The 14,427-nt window shown below is 60.7% G+C and carries 15 protein-coding genes; 5 read left to right on the forward strand and 10 right to left on the reverse strand.

Annotation, left to right across the window (positions count from 1 at the left end):
* The first annotated feature begins 40 nt into the window (after positions 1-40).
* The 3 genes from ABR989_RS01685 (at position 41) to ABR989_RS01695 (ending at position 2,060) form a co-directional block, all read left to right on the forward strand.
* Complete coding sequence (locus ABR989_RS01685) at positions 41-1,267, forward strand: thiolase family protein (RefSeq protein WP_428125328.1); 1,227 nt, start codon at positions 41-43, stop codon at positions 1,265-1,267.
* A gap of 62 nt (positions 1,268-1,329) precedes the next feature.
* A complete protein-coding gene (locus ABR989_RS01690; RefSeq protein WP_428125329.1) occupies positions 1,330-1,671 on the forward strand; it encodes a hypothetical protein in 342 nt (113 codons plus the stop codon).
* A 257-nt stretch (positions 1,672-1,928) separates the two neighbouring features.
* The gene (locus tag ABR989_RS01695; RefSeq protein WP_428125330.1) at positions 1,929-2,060 is read left to right on the forward strand and encodes a hypothetical protein; all 132 of its coding nucleotides are present in this window, start codon (positions 1,929-1,931) and stop codon (positions 2,058-2,060) included.
* 72 nt (positions 2,061-2,132) lie between these two features.
* On the opposite strand, the gene ABR989_RS01700 is transcribed toward ABR989_RS01695, so the two are convergent.
* The 6 genes from ABR989_RS01700 to ABR989_RS01725 all read right to left on the reverse strand — a co-directional run bounded on the left by ABR989_RS01700 (position 2,133) and on the right by ABR989_RS01725 (position 7,520).
* Positions 2,133-3,065: a DUF5671 domain-containing protein gene (locus ABR989_RS01700; RefSeq protein ID WP_428125331.1), complete on the reverse strand. Its 933-nt coding sequence runs from the start codon at positions 3,063-3,065 to the stop codon at positions 2,133-2,135.
* Between the two features lie 39 nt (positions 3,066-3,104).
* The gene (locus ABR989_RS01705; RefSeq protein ID WP_428125332.1) at positions 3,105-3,803 is read right to left on the reverse strand and encodes a hypothetical protein; all 699 of its coding nucleotides are present in this window, start codon (positions 3,801-3,803) and stop codon (positions 3,105-3,107) included.
* Positions 3,804-3,819: 16 nt separating this feature from the next.
* Positions 3,820-5,280: a phospholipid carrier-dependent glycosyltransferase gene (locus ABR989_RS01710; protein ID WP_428125334.1), complete on the reverse strand. Its 1,461-nt coding sequence runs from the start codon at positions 5,278-5,280 to the stop codon at positions 3,820-3,822.
* Positions 5,281-5,477: 197 nt separating this feature from the next.
* On the reverse strand, positions 5,478-6,281 hold the full coding sequence (locus ABR989_RS01715; protein WP_428125335.1) for an alpha/beta fold hydrolase: 804 nt from the start codon (positions 6,279-6,281) through the stop codon (positions 5,478-5,480).
* A gap of 97 nt (positions 6,282-6,378) precedes the next feature.
* Positions 6,379-6,990 carry a QcrA and Rieske domain-containing protein gene (locus ABR989_RS01720; RefSeq protein WP_428125336.1) on the reverse strand — a complete coding sequence of 204 codons (612 nt, stop codon included), beginning with the start codon at positions 6,988-6,990 and terminating at the stop codon, positions 6,379-6,381.
* 95 nt (positions 6,991-7,085) lie between these two features.
* On the reverse strand, positions 7,086-7,520 hold the full coding sequence (locus ABR989_RS01725; RefSeq protein ID WP_428125338.1) for a hypothetical protein: 435 nt from the start codon (positions 7,518-7,520) through the stop codon (positions 7,086-7,088).
* 134 nt (positions 7,521-7,654) lie between these two features.
* Between ABR989_RS01725 and ABR989_RS01730 the strand changes: the two genes are divergently transcribed.
* On the forward strand, positions 7,655-8,998 hold the full coding sequence (locus tag ABR989_RS01730; RefSeq protein WP_428125339.1) for a TolB family protein: 1,344 nt from the start codon (positions 7,655-7,657) through the stop codon (positions 8,996-8,998).
* Positions 8,999-9,003: 5 nt separating this feature from the next.
* On the opposite strand, the gene ABR989_RS01735 is transcribed toward ABR989_RS01730, so the two are convergent.
* The 4 genes from ABR989_RS01735 to ABR989_RS01750 form a co-directional block, all read right to left on the reverse strand.
* Positions 9,004-10,167, reverse strand: coding sequence for a methyltransferase domain-containing protein (locus ABR989_RS01735; protein WP_428125341.1), 1,164 nt, complete (start codon positions 10,165-10,167; stop codon positions 9,004-9,006).
* Between the two features lie 17 nt (positions 10,168-10,184).
* The gene (gene efp / locus ABR989_RS01740) at positions 10,185-10,748 is read right to left on the reverse strand and encodes an elongation factor P (RefSeq protein WP_428125342.1); all 564 of its coding nucleotides are present in this window, start codon (positions 10,746-10,748) and stop codon (positions 10,185-10,187) included.
* 108 nt (positions 10,749-10,856) lie between these two features.
* Positions 10,857-12,170: a hypothetical protein gene (locus tag ABR989_RS01745; RefSeq protein WP_428125343.1), complete on the reverse strand. Its 1,314-nt coding sequence runs from the start codon at positions 12,168-12,170 to the stop codon at positions 10,857-10,859.
* A 75-nt stretch (positions 12,171-12,245) separates the two neighbouring features.
* A complete protein-coding gene (locus ABR989_RS01750) occupies positions 12,246-12,383 on the reverse strand; it encodes a hypothetical protein (protein ID WP_423947155.1) in 138 nt (45 codons plus the stop codon).
* Between the two features lie 489 nt (positions 12,384-12,872).
* Here ABR989_RS01750 and ABR989_RS01755 point away from each other — a divergent pair, with 489 nt between their 5' ends.
* Positions 12,873-14,381, forward strand: coding sequence for a hypothetical protein (locus ABR989_RS01755; RefSeq protein ID WP_428125345.1), 1,509 nt, complete (start codon positions 12,873-12,875; stop codon positions 14,379-14,381).
* Positions 14,382-14,427 lie beyond the last annotated feature (46 nt).

Here is a 14,427-nt window from a genome sequence, read left to right on the forward strand (position 1 = left end):
GGGAATCAACATCGCCCGCGCATGACAAGGAGAATCGAAAATGCCAAACAGAGAACGTGTGACAGTAGCGGGCGTCGGGATGACGCGCTTCGGCAAGTATTCAGATCGCGGCGTCCGCTCGCTGGCCGAAGAAGCGGTGGGCGATGCCCTCAAGGACGCGGGCATCGCGCCGAAGGATATCGAGGCGGTTTTCTTTTCCAATGCGATTGCCGGATTGATCACCGGCCAGGAAATGATCCGTGGACAAGTCGCGCTTCGGAACACCGGAATCCTTGGTGTTCCACTGTTCAACGTGGAAAACGCGTGTGCCTCCGCTTCGTCCGCATTCCATCTCGCGTGGATGGCGATTCAATCGGGACTCTACGACGTCACGCTCGCTGTCGGCGCGGAGAAGATGACCCATCCCGATAAGGGTGTCACCTTCAGGGCGATCGGCACCGCCGTGGATCTGGAGCAATTTCGCGAACTCAAGGCTCGGATGGGCTCCGGCGACGCAAAACCGGAAATCGAGGGTGGAGGCGAAAAGAAATCGTTCTTTATGGATATCTACGCGGCCTCCACGCGCGAATACATGAAGATCAGCGGTGCGACTGCTGACACCTTTGCCGATATCGCTGTGAAGAGTCACGCCTTTGGCGCCCTGAATCCCAAGGCGCAGTTCCACGATCGCGTCACGCGCGAGCAGGTCCTGGCCGCGCGCGAGGTCTCGCCGCCCTTGACCGTATTGATGTGTTCGCCGATCGGAGACGGTGCAGCCGCGGCAGTGCTCATGTCGGAGAAGCATGCGCGCCGATTGGGTATCGCAACGCCGGTCGAGGTGCGCGCCTCAGTAGTCTTTTCGGGGCGCGATCGCGCAGCCGACGAACCCACCGCGCTCGAGCGCGTGGCCAAGCGCGCTTACGAAATCGCCGGCGTCGGGCCGTCAGACATCGACGTGCTCGAGGTCCACGACGCCGCTGCGCCGGCGGAACTCATCTCATGTGAGGAACTTGGACTCTGCGCCCGGGGCGAGGGTCCCAAGTTCCTCGCGAGCGGCGCCATGGATCTCGGCGGAGCCCACGTCGTCAATCCCAGCGGGGGGCTGCTCTCGAAGGGCCATCCGATTGGCGCCACTGGAATCGCACAGATCGTGGAAATCGTCGATCAGCTGCGCGGCCGATGCGGTGCCCGCCAAGTGAATGGCGCGCGCGTAGGACTCACTGAAAACGGCGGCGGCTTTCTGGGACGCGATGCCGCGGCGATGGCGGTTCACATTTTCTCGAAGTAGCAGAAGCGCGATGGAATACCAGAAGAGTTGACGTGGCGCAGGAATGATCTTCCGGAATAGAGATGATGACCGAGCAGACGATCGAAGGGTACCAGTCAGTCAGGACGTGGCGGCGCGATCTAAGCGATCAGTGGGGCGGCGACCCGATTGCCGAAGAGCCCGACAAGCTGCAAGCGCTCGCGCGATTCTGCGAATTCGTGGGCGAGGATCCCGATACGATTATCGGGCGATGCTTTCGGGTTCGGAAGTCAGATGGTGAGCGAATAATCAGCGCAAAATGGCGCGCCCATTACGCCAAAAAGATTCGTGAGTTTCGCGAACACAACCCGGACCAGGAGTCACATCGCCTTGGCGCCAATGTGCTGAGTTTTTTAATCCACAACGGTGTACTGATTCAGGTCTAGGAACCATATGAAAATGAAAAGTAGATCATTTGTGATCCTGGTAGCGATGCTGCTGTTCGGGACGCTCACGTTCCAGGCCTGCTTTTATTCCCGACCTGGTTATTACGGGCCTCCGAGAGGGCCGGTGGTGGTAGGCGATTACGACGAATATCACGTCTGGCATGATCGATCCTGGTGGATCAGTAACCGCCATGAATGGGTTCATCAGCACCACCCGGAATGGGTTCAGCACGAGACGCCCGAAGAGCACCGGGCATATGAGCACCAGCATTAAATCCGATCGCCGCCTGCACGATTGCGGCGACAACGAGACTGACGGCGGCAACCCGAGTCCGAGTTGCATGAGCAACAACCCGCGGGTCATTCAGCTCAAAGGAACCGGGAAATAGAGCAGGCGAAAACGCTCACTCAGCGGACCGCACGCCAGCCCGGTCGATCCGTCTCAATCGACCCGGCCTCGCTCAAGACGATCGGAATTTCCTTGCAGGGTGTAGCGCGGGGTCGACCGTTCGCGGAAAGCAGTAGTGCCCGGCCTCATGATTCCATGCGGTGCTTGTACCCATCATAGGAAATGGCGGCAGGTTGTGTTCTACATCCGAGTCCTTGAGCGCGAAATTCGCACAGAGTTCGAATGACGTTGGCCCGGTCCTTTGATAACCGTATGAGTCGCCACTAACCGGATCCCGTTGCGGAGAATATCCCTCGATATCGTCTTTCAACTGATCGAGCGAAGCTGGGAGCTCGCTCTTGGCCTGCCAGTACTGGACGATTTTCGCTTGCACAGCGTCGAGATCTTGTAGTCGTTGCTGGTCCAGGCGAACGAGGCGAGCACGCATCGGCGGCCCCGCAGCGATAAATCCTCCTATTACCAACGCACCCGCCAACGCAGCCGCGGCGTACGCAAATGCACGCATGGCGGCCGGCAGAGGACCAGGTTCACGGCCAAGCGCGTTGCGGTAAAAGACCAGTACTCCGCCCGCGACGACCAGAACTGCGATAACTTTCAACAGAAATCGCGACGTCAGGTCGCCGCTCATCAGGTAATATAACAGGCAAACCAAATCTCCCAGCGCCAGCAATCCAGCGAGAAAGAGCGTGAGGTAGATGGGGCAGGTGCGTACCCACAATCGCCGTTTCTTCGGGTTCGACGCGAGATCGATTTCGATAGCGCGCCACGCCCACCAATACGCCGGGAAAAATACGATCACCATCGACACGCCATAGCGGATGTTGTCGAGGACGTCGGTTCCGCGGTCGAGAGGATCGGGCAGCGCAAGATCGATGAACTGAAAAAGCAGGGTGATCGCGCCAGAGACACTGATGTATAGAGCGATCACCGCAAGCAAATGGATGAACACGTCCCAAGGCGAACTCTTCGCTGCCTCATCGTTCATATTTGTCCCCTCATCGCAGACCCTGCCGCAGGCCGACCTTCAGCCGGCTTGGTTTCGCTTGAAACCCAACCAACCCCAGAGAGTAATAGCCGCCAGCAGCAAAATCGTGGCCGGCACCGTCCAGGGGTTGCCGCGGGGCGGACGATCCTCCCACGCAATTTGGTCACCCTGTACTGATATCGCTTCGATATCAATCTGAGCGGCTTCGCGGGGCGGCGCCGAAGCCTTGGTCAGGAGAATGCGGCGAAAGCGCACAGTGCCGGGCGATGCGCCCACCATACACCTGATCTGGAGCTCGCGGGGGATCCCGATCTTAAAGTACAAAACTCCGCTGTTCCAATCCGAGGAACTGGTCACCTTGATCGGCAGGCTCAAGGTGTCTCCGCCGGCGGAGATTCCGATCAGCACGTCGCCGTGGGGATCGATGTTCTCCGCACGCAGCTCGCCGGAGAGACGGTACCAACCCGGCGCTAGATCTACAGTCTGACTCCAGACGGCCATATCGGCCTTGGCCCCGGTGATCTGCAACTCGCCGGGAGCATCCTGACGGTGGGACCAGGCAAACGTCTTCGAGTCATGTCGCAGGCTCTGGGCTCGCCAGTAAGCGGGACTATTGAGCGTACCTTCCCGCAACTCGCCGTTGCGCAGAAGATTTTCGTCTGCCGTCCCCGCTCCGGTGCAAAGCAGCAGCGCCACCAGCAGAATGCTCGAGCTTTTCAGGGAGGATTTAAGCTTCACTGAGAAACCGCCCGGTTCAGATCCAATTGGCCAACCCTGGGCCATGCAGCCACATGCGCTGCTGGAAGCCGGCCGGTGACAGCGGCGCGCCGGTCCAGAGCGGAAAGAAATAAACAGACAGGGCGAAGACGGTGGTAACAAACACGATGGAGACGAACATTCCGGCATGGCGCGGGCTGTAATAGCGCAAGCCGAGGTACGCGCCCGCCAGCGCAGCCGCGATCCCCAGACCGTAAGGCGCGCCCGCGCCGAGCACCAACGCCGCTATCACAGGGGTGAGGAGCGCGACCGGCTCCCAGCTGCCTGGTTCGCCACCCGCACATTCCACGACTGTCGAGGCCAATGCGAAAAAACCCAGATACAGCGAGGGCATATAGTAGTAGACAAACTGGTAGCGACTGATGGGAATCCACATTGCGAGGTATCCCGCGTATCCAACCACGACGAAGGCCATTGCTGCGTCACGCCGCGCGATAGCTTTGAGCGCTGCCAGCGGAACCGACACCAGCACCCCCCACCAGATCACGGGGTTGCCAAGCGCCCGTATCGCGAGCACGGGACTGTCGGGGAAAAAGCGGTCGTCTCTCCAATACAGGATGGAGCGAAGCATGAGCGGCCAGCTCCACCACCGGGAAGCATAAGGGTGGCCACTGGTTTGGAGCCATATCTGATAACGAAATTCTTGATGGTAGTAAGCCAACTGATCGCCGACGCCGCGCCACCAGCCGAACCAGTAGTTCGGGATGAAGACCACGAAATAGACTAACGCGCTCAATCCACCCACCAGCGCCAGCGCGCTTGCAAGATCGAGTATGAGCACGGAGCCCTGGGCTTTCGCCGGCGTTTGTGTACGAGGTGACGACCAACTTTCGCTAAGCAGCGCGCCAAACACGAAGGCCATCACCAGCGCAAAAGTGACCGCCGGGATCAGCAGCTTGGAAGCAAGGCCAAGCCCGAGCGCAACCCCCATCAGGGCGAGCGCTCGGCGCTGAATCGATTTGCTGCGGCTCTGCATGAAGGTGAACAGCGCCAGGTACGCGCAGGCTGCGAAAGTGAGATAGAAGATTTCCCAGAGCGCGGTCCGCGAGTCCACGATGAACAGGCCATCACAGATCACGAAGCCCGCTGCCAACCCAGCTGCGATTCGGGATCCGCAGATGCGACGACCGAGCAAGTAAGTTATGCCCACCAGCGCGGTCCCGAACAGCACGCTGGGCAAACGCCAAGCCACCGCGTTAACTCCCAAAACTTTCATGCTCGACGCTACCAGGAGGCTTGAAAGAGGTGGATGAACAGCCTTGAAGGGCAACCCTAAAAGATAGTTACGCGCTTGTTCGACGATGTCCTTCTCGTCGAAGATCAGGACCGGGGGCAGCCAGAAATGCCACAAGCGCGTGGCCAATGCGGCTATTAACAGCGCGCCGATCGCTGCGGAATCGCGGCGCCGCCATCGCGGCGGTGGCGAACTATCGATCATCGACTGTCACAGATCCGGGCTGCTTTCGCTTCCGCCGGTAAGGGGTGCTTGACGATTGTCATCGGCGTCCCGTCTTGCCTTTGCGAGCCCACACACGATCACTCGTTCCCGTTGCCGCCCAATTGGCGCAAGGGGCCGCTGAGTGCGGATTATCCAATGCCCCCTGCGGGATTCAGCCTGAACCTGTTTCAATAAGCTCAGTTCCTCAGCCAATCGACGATTTTCTGGTGAATCCCGACTGGATCTGCCACCTGAAATGCGTGCCCCGCGCCCCCAATCATGTACAACTCGGCCTGCGGGATTCTGCTCTTGATGAGCTTGGCGTTCTCCGGCAGCACCAGCACGTCCTTGTCGCCGTGAACGATCAGCACCGGGCACTTGATCTGCGGCAGCCGATCGTACGCGTTGAACTGCAAGATTCCCGCGATCGCGCGGTCCGCGGTCTCCGCCGGCGTGGATGGCATCATCTTCGCGCCCGCGACCATCATCGCTTTGATCTCGGGATGCTCGGCGGCGAATTCCACCGGCATAAGCGCTGGCAGCAGGATGTCGAACCCCTTTTCGGGGTCGCTCGCCATGATCTTGCTCCCCGTCATTAACCTGTCGAGGATCTCCGGCGCCGCCATCTTCGCGGTTGGCCCTCCCGCCATCGTGCATCCAAGCACGACCTTGGCGACCTGCTCGGGATGCCTGAGCGTGAGCTCCTGCGCGATCATCCCGCCCATCGAGACTCCGAATACTTTTGCTTTTGCGATTCCGAGCGCCCGGATCAGGTTGCTCGCGTCATCGGCCATGCCCTCGACGGTGTAGATACCCTCGGGCTTGTCGCTGAGTCCTGTTCCGCGATTGTCAAAATAGATGCACTTGAAACCGCTGAAGAACGGCAACGACGGAATCCACGCGGCGCCCGACATCCCAAATCCCATGATCAGCAGCAACGGCTCGCCGTCGCCGTAAGTTTCGTAGTTGAGGTTGATGTTACCGGCTTTGATTATTGGCATCGCGAAAAATTTACTCCCAGTGGAAAAATAAAAAAATAAAAAACGGACGCGGCTCTTTACCGAGCTGCGTCCGCCGCCTCGCAATTCTAAGTCTCTGTCAGGCGAGCTTCAAGATGCTCTCGGGATACTGCTCATTCGGATCGACGTCGGGTTCCATCGTGTACACGACCGACTTATCGACCACCAGCTGTCCGTCGTCGCCAACGTAGATCTTGAATCGATCCATCGGGCGCGGCGCCGGCCCTTCGAAGTTGAGTCCGCTGATATAGAAGCCCGTGCCGTGGCACGGACATTTGAACTTCTGCTCGGTATTCAACCATCGCGGCGTGCATCCCAGATGGGTGCATTTGGCGAAGATCGCGTAGAAACCCGCCTTGGTGCGAATGATCCAGGTGCGGAAGTCCTGCTTGTACTTTTCGCTCACTTCGCCAACCACGTAATCGTCCGGCAAGCCGGCCTTGAATTTCGATGGCGGCAGAAAGAGCACGCGCGGAAACGCCGAGCGAATCGCCGCGAGCAGACCGATCAGCGAGAATGCACCGAACCCCGCCCATCCGAGCACGCCCAGAAAATCGCGCCGGCTCCACAATGTGCCCAGCTCGGATTTTTCCTTGTCGCGCTTCGTCCGTTCTTTCGCCTGCTCGCCCTCGCGCCGCTTCTTCAATTCGGCGGGATCGGTCGGAGCCTTCTCTTTGAGTGCAACCGCCATCTAAGTGACGCTACCTCCCGGCAAGGACGGATATAACCCCTGAACGCTCCGCAAGATTACGTCAATGACGATGTTTCACAGCGAGACGCGAAAATTCAGTGAAGCGCCGGCTGACTGCTCGAAGACGCCGCGGATGACGGCGCTGCCTGCTTAACCACGGTCGCATTCGTCGTGACCGGCAACCTGGTTGGAGACCAATCCTGCGGTGTCGTGGACACCGTCGCCGCCTCCATCGTGTTGTCCGGAATGATGGGAATCGGCGGCGGTGGCGTGGTGTCATTGCCGCCCACCGGCCGGAAAACCGGCGCTGCCGGACTGTCGGTGACCAGGTAGTGTACTGGACGCGCCACGAGCCATTCCGCCGCGAAGCCAATGGGATAGAGCAGGTCGGCGAAGATCGCGAGCAGCTGCGAATCCTCGTCGTGATATTCCTTGGGATTCTGTTGATCGGTGTCGTTGTACTGCGCGTGCGAAATTGTGGGCAGCACAACAAAAAGCGCGGCGCAGAAAACAATTGCAACTCGTCGCATGTCATCAACTTTGCGCGATTGCCCGCCATCGTGTCAACACGTCGCGATCGCTTGCCGCCGCGCCCGGCTGCAGACGGGTTCCCGCGCAGGATCGTTCTTGCCTTGGCGCCTCCCCAGGCGCAATTCTAAACGCGATGACGGCATCAGTAATGCGCTCCGTCCGTGCATGCTTGCGGAATCCCGCAGCCGCGGCTGTCATTTTTCAATTCGCCCTCGCGACGATGGCCCACGGCGCGCCCCCGCCGGGTGCGATCACTTTCGTAGGCACTGATTCCAACATCTACTACTGCGATACCAAATGTTCGGAGCCGAAATGCATCACGTGCAAGGCAGCCGCGATTCACGTCCGGCGCGACGACGCGATCGTGCCGGTCGCCGACTCTGTCCTTGACGCGGGCCCCGCCAGCACTACCGAGTACGGATGGCCGACGTTCTCGCCCGACGGCAAGCGCCTGGCATATTCGTCCGAGACTCACAAGCAAGCTGACAATTCGTTCGCGGTATGGGTTTACGATCTCGCGCGGAGCCAGCCGACGCAAATCTTTGCAAGCCGCGCCGAGCGCATCGTGTACCTGGCCTGGCTGCCCGACGCGCAGCATCTTTCATTTCTGCTCGGTGAGCCGCGCGGACTCAGCCTGGTGTTGGCCGAGGTCAAGGAATCGAGGCCGGTTAGAATCGTCACCACCGGGATGCCTTTGTACTTCGATTGGGGCGCGCGGCCCGACGAGGTTGCGTTGCATACGCTCGCCCTGGACTCGGATCGCACCGAACAGGTTTCGCTGATGAGCGTGACGCCCACCAGCCAGAACATCGTCAAGGTGCTCTCGAGCGGACGCACGCCGTTCAAGACGCCGGCCTGGTCGCCTGACGGCAGGCATCTCGCCTACATCGCGAACTACCACGCCGAATCGAACATAGTGGTGGCCGACGCCGACGCCGGTCATCCGCGCTCCGTCGTGAGTTTGCCGGTCGGCGAGAACAGCTTCGTGTGGGCGCCCGACTCGGCGCATCTGGCCTACTCGACGGCGATAATGCCGCAGAATCCCACCTATCACGGGATCAAGCTGGTCGACGTCGCCAGCGCGAATTCGAAATGGTTGACCAAAAGCGACGTCGTCGCATTTTTCTTCGCGCCCGACTCGCGGCATCTCGCGTACATCGGCGTCCCCGAAGAGAAACCGTACTACACTTGGTCTGTCGTCGACGTTAAGACCGGCGCCGAAAAAGCGCTCGGCAACTTTCTCGCGACGCCCGACGAATCGACCGCATACCGTTTCTTCGACCAACTCGCCGTATCGCACACCATCTGGTCGCCCGATTCATCGTCATTTATCTATGCGGGCGTGCGATTGACCGGATCGCCGGAGCAGGCACTGGGATTTGCGCCGCCGCCGATGGCGTATATTGTGCCCATCGACGGCAGCGAGCCCCACGCGGTCTCAAACGCGGTTCTCGCCTTCTTTTCCCCGGCCAGGTAGCGCGTCTATTCCTTGCGGCACACGTAAATTGCCGCCGGCCTGCCGAGCACCGACACGCGGATAATCCGGCTCGGTGCGATCTTGCGGATGTGCTCGAGCTCGCGCATCAGTCGCCACTCCGCCGTCAGCATCACCATCACGCCGCCGCTCTTGAGCACGCGCGTGAACTCCCGGATCCACAGCGGATAGAGTTTTCGATTTTCGCCGTGCGATCCATAGCGCAGTCCCCACGGCAGGTTGGTGACGATTTTATTCACGCTCGCGTCGCCGAGCGGGATTGCACCCGCGTCCCAGTTCTCGAGCTGGATTGGCTTGTAACGTGCGCCGACATTGATCCGCGCCGCCGCGAGCGCCGCATGATCGCGATCGCTGCCCAGCAGCATCGCGTAGCGCCCCAGATGCGCCCGCTCGATCAGAATCGTTCCCGCGCCGCAAAATGGATCGAGCACGACGTCGTCCTCGCACGGCTCCGACAGCCATCCCAGCGCCGCCGCACTCGACGCGCGCAGCGACGCCGGGCGATGCGCCGCCTTGTATTCGCGATGCCGCATCCGCTCGTCGCTGAGCCTCACCGTCAGAAAAAACTCCGCGTCGATCATGGTCGCCCAGAACTCGACGTCCGCGTCCTCTTCTTCCAGCCGCCAGGTGTGATCGCCCCGCTCGAGAATCCCGCGCTCGACCGCGCGTTGAAAATCGACACGCCGAAATTCGTGCTCACCCGCCATCCTGGCGATCACGCGGAACTTGAGCCTGCGGCCCGCGCGCGTCCCCGGCGAGACCTTGACCCGCGCCTGCAGCGCGGCCTCGACCAGCGGCGCTTCGCGCGCCGCGCCGCGAATTTTGTCCAGCGCCGCGCTCTCCGGCCCAACGCCGGCCCGGTAACCGGCCAGCCCGAACAGGTCCTCAGCCGTCCGGATCACGCCCAGTTTATCGGCGGCCGGCGCAAAAAAAATCGCCATCCCGGCGCGATCGGGCGCCACTCGCCGCGCGATCTCGCGGGCACCCTGGATTCGTCCGGCTATTTCCCCAGCCGCGATCCCCTCGAATCCCGGCTGCGTATGCGCGACGTAGAGGTTCGGCCCGAACCGTATCGGATGCGGCTGCGCGCGCTCCGGCGCGGCCTTGCGATCGCGCCCGGCACGTCGATCCGTCTGGCGCGCGTTAATCAACTTTCGGCTCGCGCGCGCTACTTCGAGCGTGACAGGTACTCGCCGGTTTCGGTGTTGATCGTGATCGTGTCGCCCTCGGCGACGAAATGCGGCACCTGGATTGTCATTCCGGTCTCGAGCGTAGCTGGTTTGAGCGTATTGCTCACCGCCGCCGTCTTCATTCCCGGATCGGTCCGCACCACCTTGAGCGCGACCGTTTTCGGAAGCCGGACGTTGAGCGGCGTCGTTTCATAGAACTCGACTTCGACCTCGAGGTTCGGCGTCAGAAATCCCACCACGTCCTCGATTAGCTCCTTCGGAATCGTGATCTGCTCGTAGTTCTCGGTGTTCATGAAATGGAAATCGTCGCCGTCCTGGTAGAGGAACTGCATCTTGTTCTGGCTCAGGATGACCCGCTCGACGCGATCTTCCGAGCGGAAACGGTTCTCGGTTTGCGAGCCGGTCTTCACGTTGCGCAGCTTGGTCTGCACCATCCCGCGCCAGTTGCCCGGCGTGATGTGCGTGATCGTCATGATCCGGTACAGGTCATTGTTGTACTCGACAATCATACCCGGGCGCAGTTGCGTCGCTTGAATCAGCATTGTGTGGACACTCTCGATAAAGAACGATGGTTAAAAGGGACATTCTATGCGAGCCCGCCGCGCGCGGCAAGTTCGCCGCAACCATCGAGCGCGTCGCGCACTAAAACACTAGTGGAAGAGTCTATCGTACCACGGGATATTCGGTGGGTAGGCTCCGTACGGCGGGTACATCGCAGAATTGCGATACTCCGTCATCCCCGCGCCTGCACCTGCCGCATCCACCGACACTTCCACGAAATCGTTGCCGTTGCCGTACGCGCGAATCGTCGCTGTGCTGCCCGCCGGCATCGGAAAAGTCAGGTCGAAGACGCTGTTGCCGCTGGCGCTTATCGCTATCGGCCTGGCCAGCCGGCCATTGACGTAAACGCCGGCGCGCCGCACCCCCCGCCCCGCGATCTGCCCGGCTACTTCCACCATCCCCGGCGCGGACATCACCGCTCCGGTATCGATCACGTTGATCCGCACGTTGGTCAATGCCCCCAGCGACGAGGCGCTGTTTATATGACGCTGCGACGGCGAGAGCGCATCGCCGGGGCGCGCAATCTCGGCCGTGTTGTTACGCACCGCGGGACCCGCCGCCGCCGGCGGACTTTCTGCCAATGGACCCGCCTCGCCCGGCGAGGCCGCCGCACCCGGATCGACTTCGATCAGCTCCTCGCTCCCGCGCATCGCGCCGACTCCCGCCGGGTCCGGCGCAACCATCGCCTGTGCTTCGCGCCCGTAAGAGTCGGTCACGCGAATCGACTGCGTCGGAGAAGGCTGCTCGATCGAGAACTCGAAGTTGAGTCGCTGCTCGCCGGGCACACTGGCGACGTCGATATCTCTGCTCTTCGTGTCGCCGTCGTAAATTCCCGCCGACTTGAGGTCGGTGCCTTCCAGGTAGCCTTTCACTCGCACCGCTCCGGCCTTGAAGACCCGCGATGCGATCGCAATCTTCGGCGCGTCCGGCATCTTTTCCCCGGCCGGCGGCGGCGAGCCCGAAGCATGTGACACAGGCGCGTCGCTCCGCGCGATCGATCCCGATCCCCTCGATGCGGGCACTTGCTTTTCGAGCGCCGCGATCTTTTCCCTGATGAACGTCCACTGCTTCGGATACTGTCCTCCGGCAATCTTCGCGGCGGCTTCTATTTTGTCGCGATCGCTCAGTATTGCCGCCATCGCGATGCTCGCAGCGGCGTTGTCATGCGCGCCCAGAGCGGTCGATAGCGTTTGAGCATCGCCGGCCAGGCTGGCGGCCGGAGCCAGGATCGGACCGGCCTTGGTGGACGCCGACACCGCATTTATTGCATCGAGCATCGCGAACGCATGGTCGCTCAGCTCCAGCGCTTGTGCTTGCACGTCGTCGGCCAGGCAATGCCGCGGCCCGATCCCCATCGCAACGGCAACGAAAACGAAAACGAGCACCGCAATCGTCGTCCACATCCTCCCTGATACGGACCCGATGCGCGCGCCGCTCTTATGCGCAACGAAAACCATCACCCAGCTTGGCCCGTGCGGCTACGGCGATTGCCGGTAGCGCTCTGCCGTTTGCTTTATCTGTCGTGAGAGCTTCAAGAATATATCGCCCTCGTCGTAGATGAAGAGCACCAGAGCGCCGCCGGCGCCGACAATCAAACCGAGGATAAATGCGCCCATAGTTTCGTTCCTCCGGATGCCCCGGATTATATTCAAATTCGCACTCTGAAACCTACCCGTCGTCGCCCAGCTCCACCCGCGCGAACCGGCGCATCGATTCGCTGTCGTAGGTCGCGTCCTCGGCCTGCGGCGCCGACAGGTATCGACCGGCTTGTCTTGTGCAGAGGTTCCCTGGTGTCCTGAGTTAGAGATTCGCAGCATAAGTTTTTGCAGAAATGGAGGAATCGCAAGGCTTTGTTTTTCATCGAACATTCAAACTCAGGACACTAGGGAAAATCCCCTGCGGATGTTCGATTATTTTTCAAATGTGGACGCGATTGGCTTGACAGAGCCATCGGTATTTATGATATGTTGCGCCAACGCCGCCAGAACGTCGGTGAGGGGTACTAACGATTACGCCGCTTTGAGCGAGGCAGTGGAGGAAATTCGACCATGAAGCGTGTACCGGCCTTTGCGCTTTTATTTAAGAGAGTTCTGAGCACAAGCACGATGATTCTGCTGGCCGTGGCCATCGCGACGTTCGCGTGGTCAGGGATGGCGGCGGCAGAGCCCGAAGAGTACGGAGAGGAGTTGCAGAATTATTTCAGCAACGCCAACACCAGTGGCGGACAGGCCTACCTCAATATCACGGCTCCCATCGAGGGAGATCCAACGGCCACAGCCCCCTACGCGGTAGAGGGCGAACTTTGCGCGATGATCTACGTCTTCAATACCGAGCAATCTCTGCAGGCCTGCTGCGGATGCCCGGTGACCGCTGATGGTCTGTTGACCCTCAACATCTCAACCGAAGTGGCGGTGAATGCGGTGACATCGGGCCTCATCCATGACGGCTCGATCCGTATTATATCGACCTTGCCAAATGCCGTTCCAGCTCCATTCGGGGATACGCAGCCCGGATATGCAGGTTGCGACTCCAACACCAGCGTCTGCTGCGATCCAACCGCGGCGGCCACCGGCTTCATACTGAGCCCCGTTAACGAACTGGTGGCTTGGGCAAGTCACATACAGGTTACCCAGATCACCGAAGACGCGTTCCAGGCCGATGTTCCGAGTGCGGCCGAACTCCATGCCGGACTGCCGGAAACGTGCGCCGATATCGTTGCGTTGGGTAGCAGCCAGGGTACGTGCTACTGCGCACTCCCGACCCCGAGCCCGACCCCGACCCCAACGGCAACCGCAACCCCAACCGCAAGCGCGACGGCAACCCCAACCAAGACGGCAACCCCAACCGCCACGGCGACCGCAACCGCCACGGCAACCGCAACCGCGACGGCGACGCCAACCGCAACCGCGACGGCAACCGCTACGGCGACTCCTACGGCGACGCCAACCCCGCTCCCGGGCAGCCCGTCAACTGACGCGTCTGATCCCGGTGGCGCTGCTTCTATAGTAAATAACACTCCACCGGGGACCGCTCTAAACGACCTGTTGGTCGCGATAATCGCGATTGAGACGGCGCCGACTCACGGGAACGCGTCGACCGGCGTAATCACGCCGCCCGCCACCTGGAACCTGCTCTCCCAGAACGCTACGACTTCCGGAACCGATCTCCAGGTCCAGATGTATTGGAAACTTGCTGTGGCCGGCGATGTCGGTGGACTAGGTAATTACACTTGGAACTTCAGCGATACGTTCCGGGCCGCCGCGCAAATGGAGAACTTCGAATATATAGGCGCTACTCCATTCGAAAGCGGCACGGCGAAATGCACAGCCACCGCCACCAGCGCGACGATCTCGGCGCCCAGTCTCACGACGGGCAAGGCCAACGATCTCAACGTTGCAGTTTGGGTAATTGCCGCACATGACGCGATAGCTCCGACCAACCTGTCGTATAACTTCAACTCTGGTGTGGGGCCAACCGGCGTAGGACCGTTACCCGGTTTCGGGACTCTCGCAATGCCGACCAGCGGGACCGTGACTGGCATCCAAACGGCGACCGGATCGCCCACAGCAGCTGACAACCTCGGCTGTCAGTTCGACCTGTCGCCGTTGCCTTGAGGCATGCCGGGTCTCTCTACGCTTAGGTGGGATACTAACGGTCACG

This window comes from Binatus soli (SeqCode) (assembly GCF_050015535.1).
Classification (GTDB): Bacteria; Desulfobacterota; Binatia; order Binatales; family Binataceae; genus Binatus; species Binatus soli.

Coding starts and splice junctions, on each gene's coding strand:
- ABR989_RS01685 (WP_428125328.1), top strand. CDS start 41: ATGCCAAACAGAGAACGTGTGACAGTAGCGGGCGTCGGGATGACGCGC.
- ABR989_RS01690 (WP_428125329.1), top strand. CDS start 1,330: ATGATGACCGAGCAGACGATCGAAGGGTACCAGTCAGTCAGGACGTGG.
- ABR989_RS01695 (WP_428125330.1), top strand. CDS start 1,929: ATGAGCACCAGCATTAAATCCGATCGCCGCCTGCACGATTGCGGCGAC.
- ABR989_RS01700 (WP_428125331.1), bottom strand. CDS start 3,065: ATGAACGATGAGGCAGCGAAGAGTTCGCCTTGGGACGTGTTCATCCAT.
- ABR989_RS01710 (WP_428125334.1), bottom strand. CDS start 5,280: ATGATCGATAGTTCGCCACCGCCGCGATGGCGGCGCCGCGATTCCGCA.
- ABR989_RS01715 (WP_428125335.1), bottom strand. CDS start 6,281: ATGCCAATAATCAAAGCCGGTAACATCAACCTCAACTACGAAACTTAC.
- ABR989_RS01720 (WP_428125336.1), bottom strand. CDS start 6,990: ATGGCGGTTGCACTCAAAGAGAAGGCTCCGACCGATCCCGCCGAATTG.
- ABR989_RS01725 (WP_428125338.1), bottom strand. CDS start 7,520: ATGCGACGAGTTGCAATTGTTTTCTGCGCCGCGCTTTTTGTTGTGCTG.
- ABR989_RS01730 (WP_428125339.1), top strand. CDS start 7,655: ATGACGGCATCAGTAATGCGCTCCGTCCGTGCATGCTTGCGGAATCCC.
- efp (WP_428125342.1), bottom strand. CDS start 10,748: ATGCTGATTCAAGCGACGCAACTGCGCCCGGGTATGATTGTCGAGTAC.
- ABR989_RS01745 (WP_428125343.1), bottom strand. CDS start 12,170: ATGTGGACGACGATTGCGGTGCTCGTTTTCGTTTTCGTTGCCGTTGCG.
- ABR989_RS01750 (WP_423947155.1), bottom strand. CDS start 12,383: ATGGGCGCATTTATCCTCGGTTTGATTGTCGGCGCCGGCGGCGCTCTG.
- ABR989_RS01755 (WP_428125345.1), top strand. CDS start 12,873: ATGATTCTGCTGGCCGTGGCCATCGCGACGTTCGCGTGGTCAGGGATG.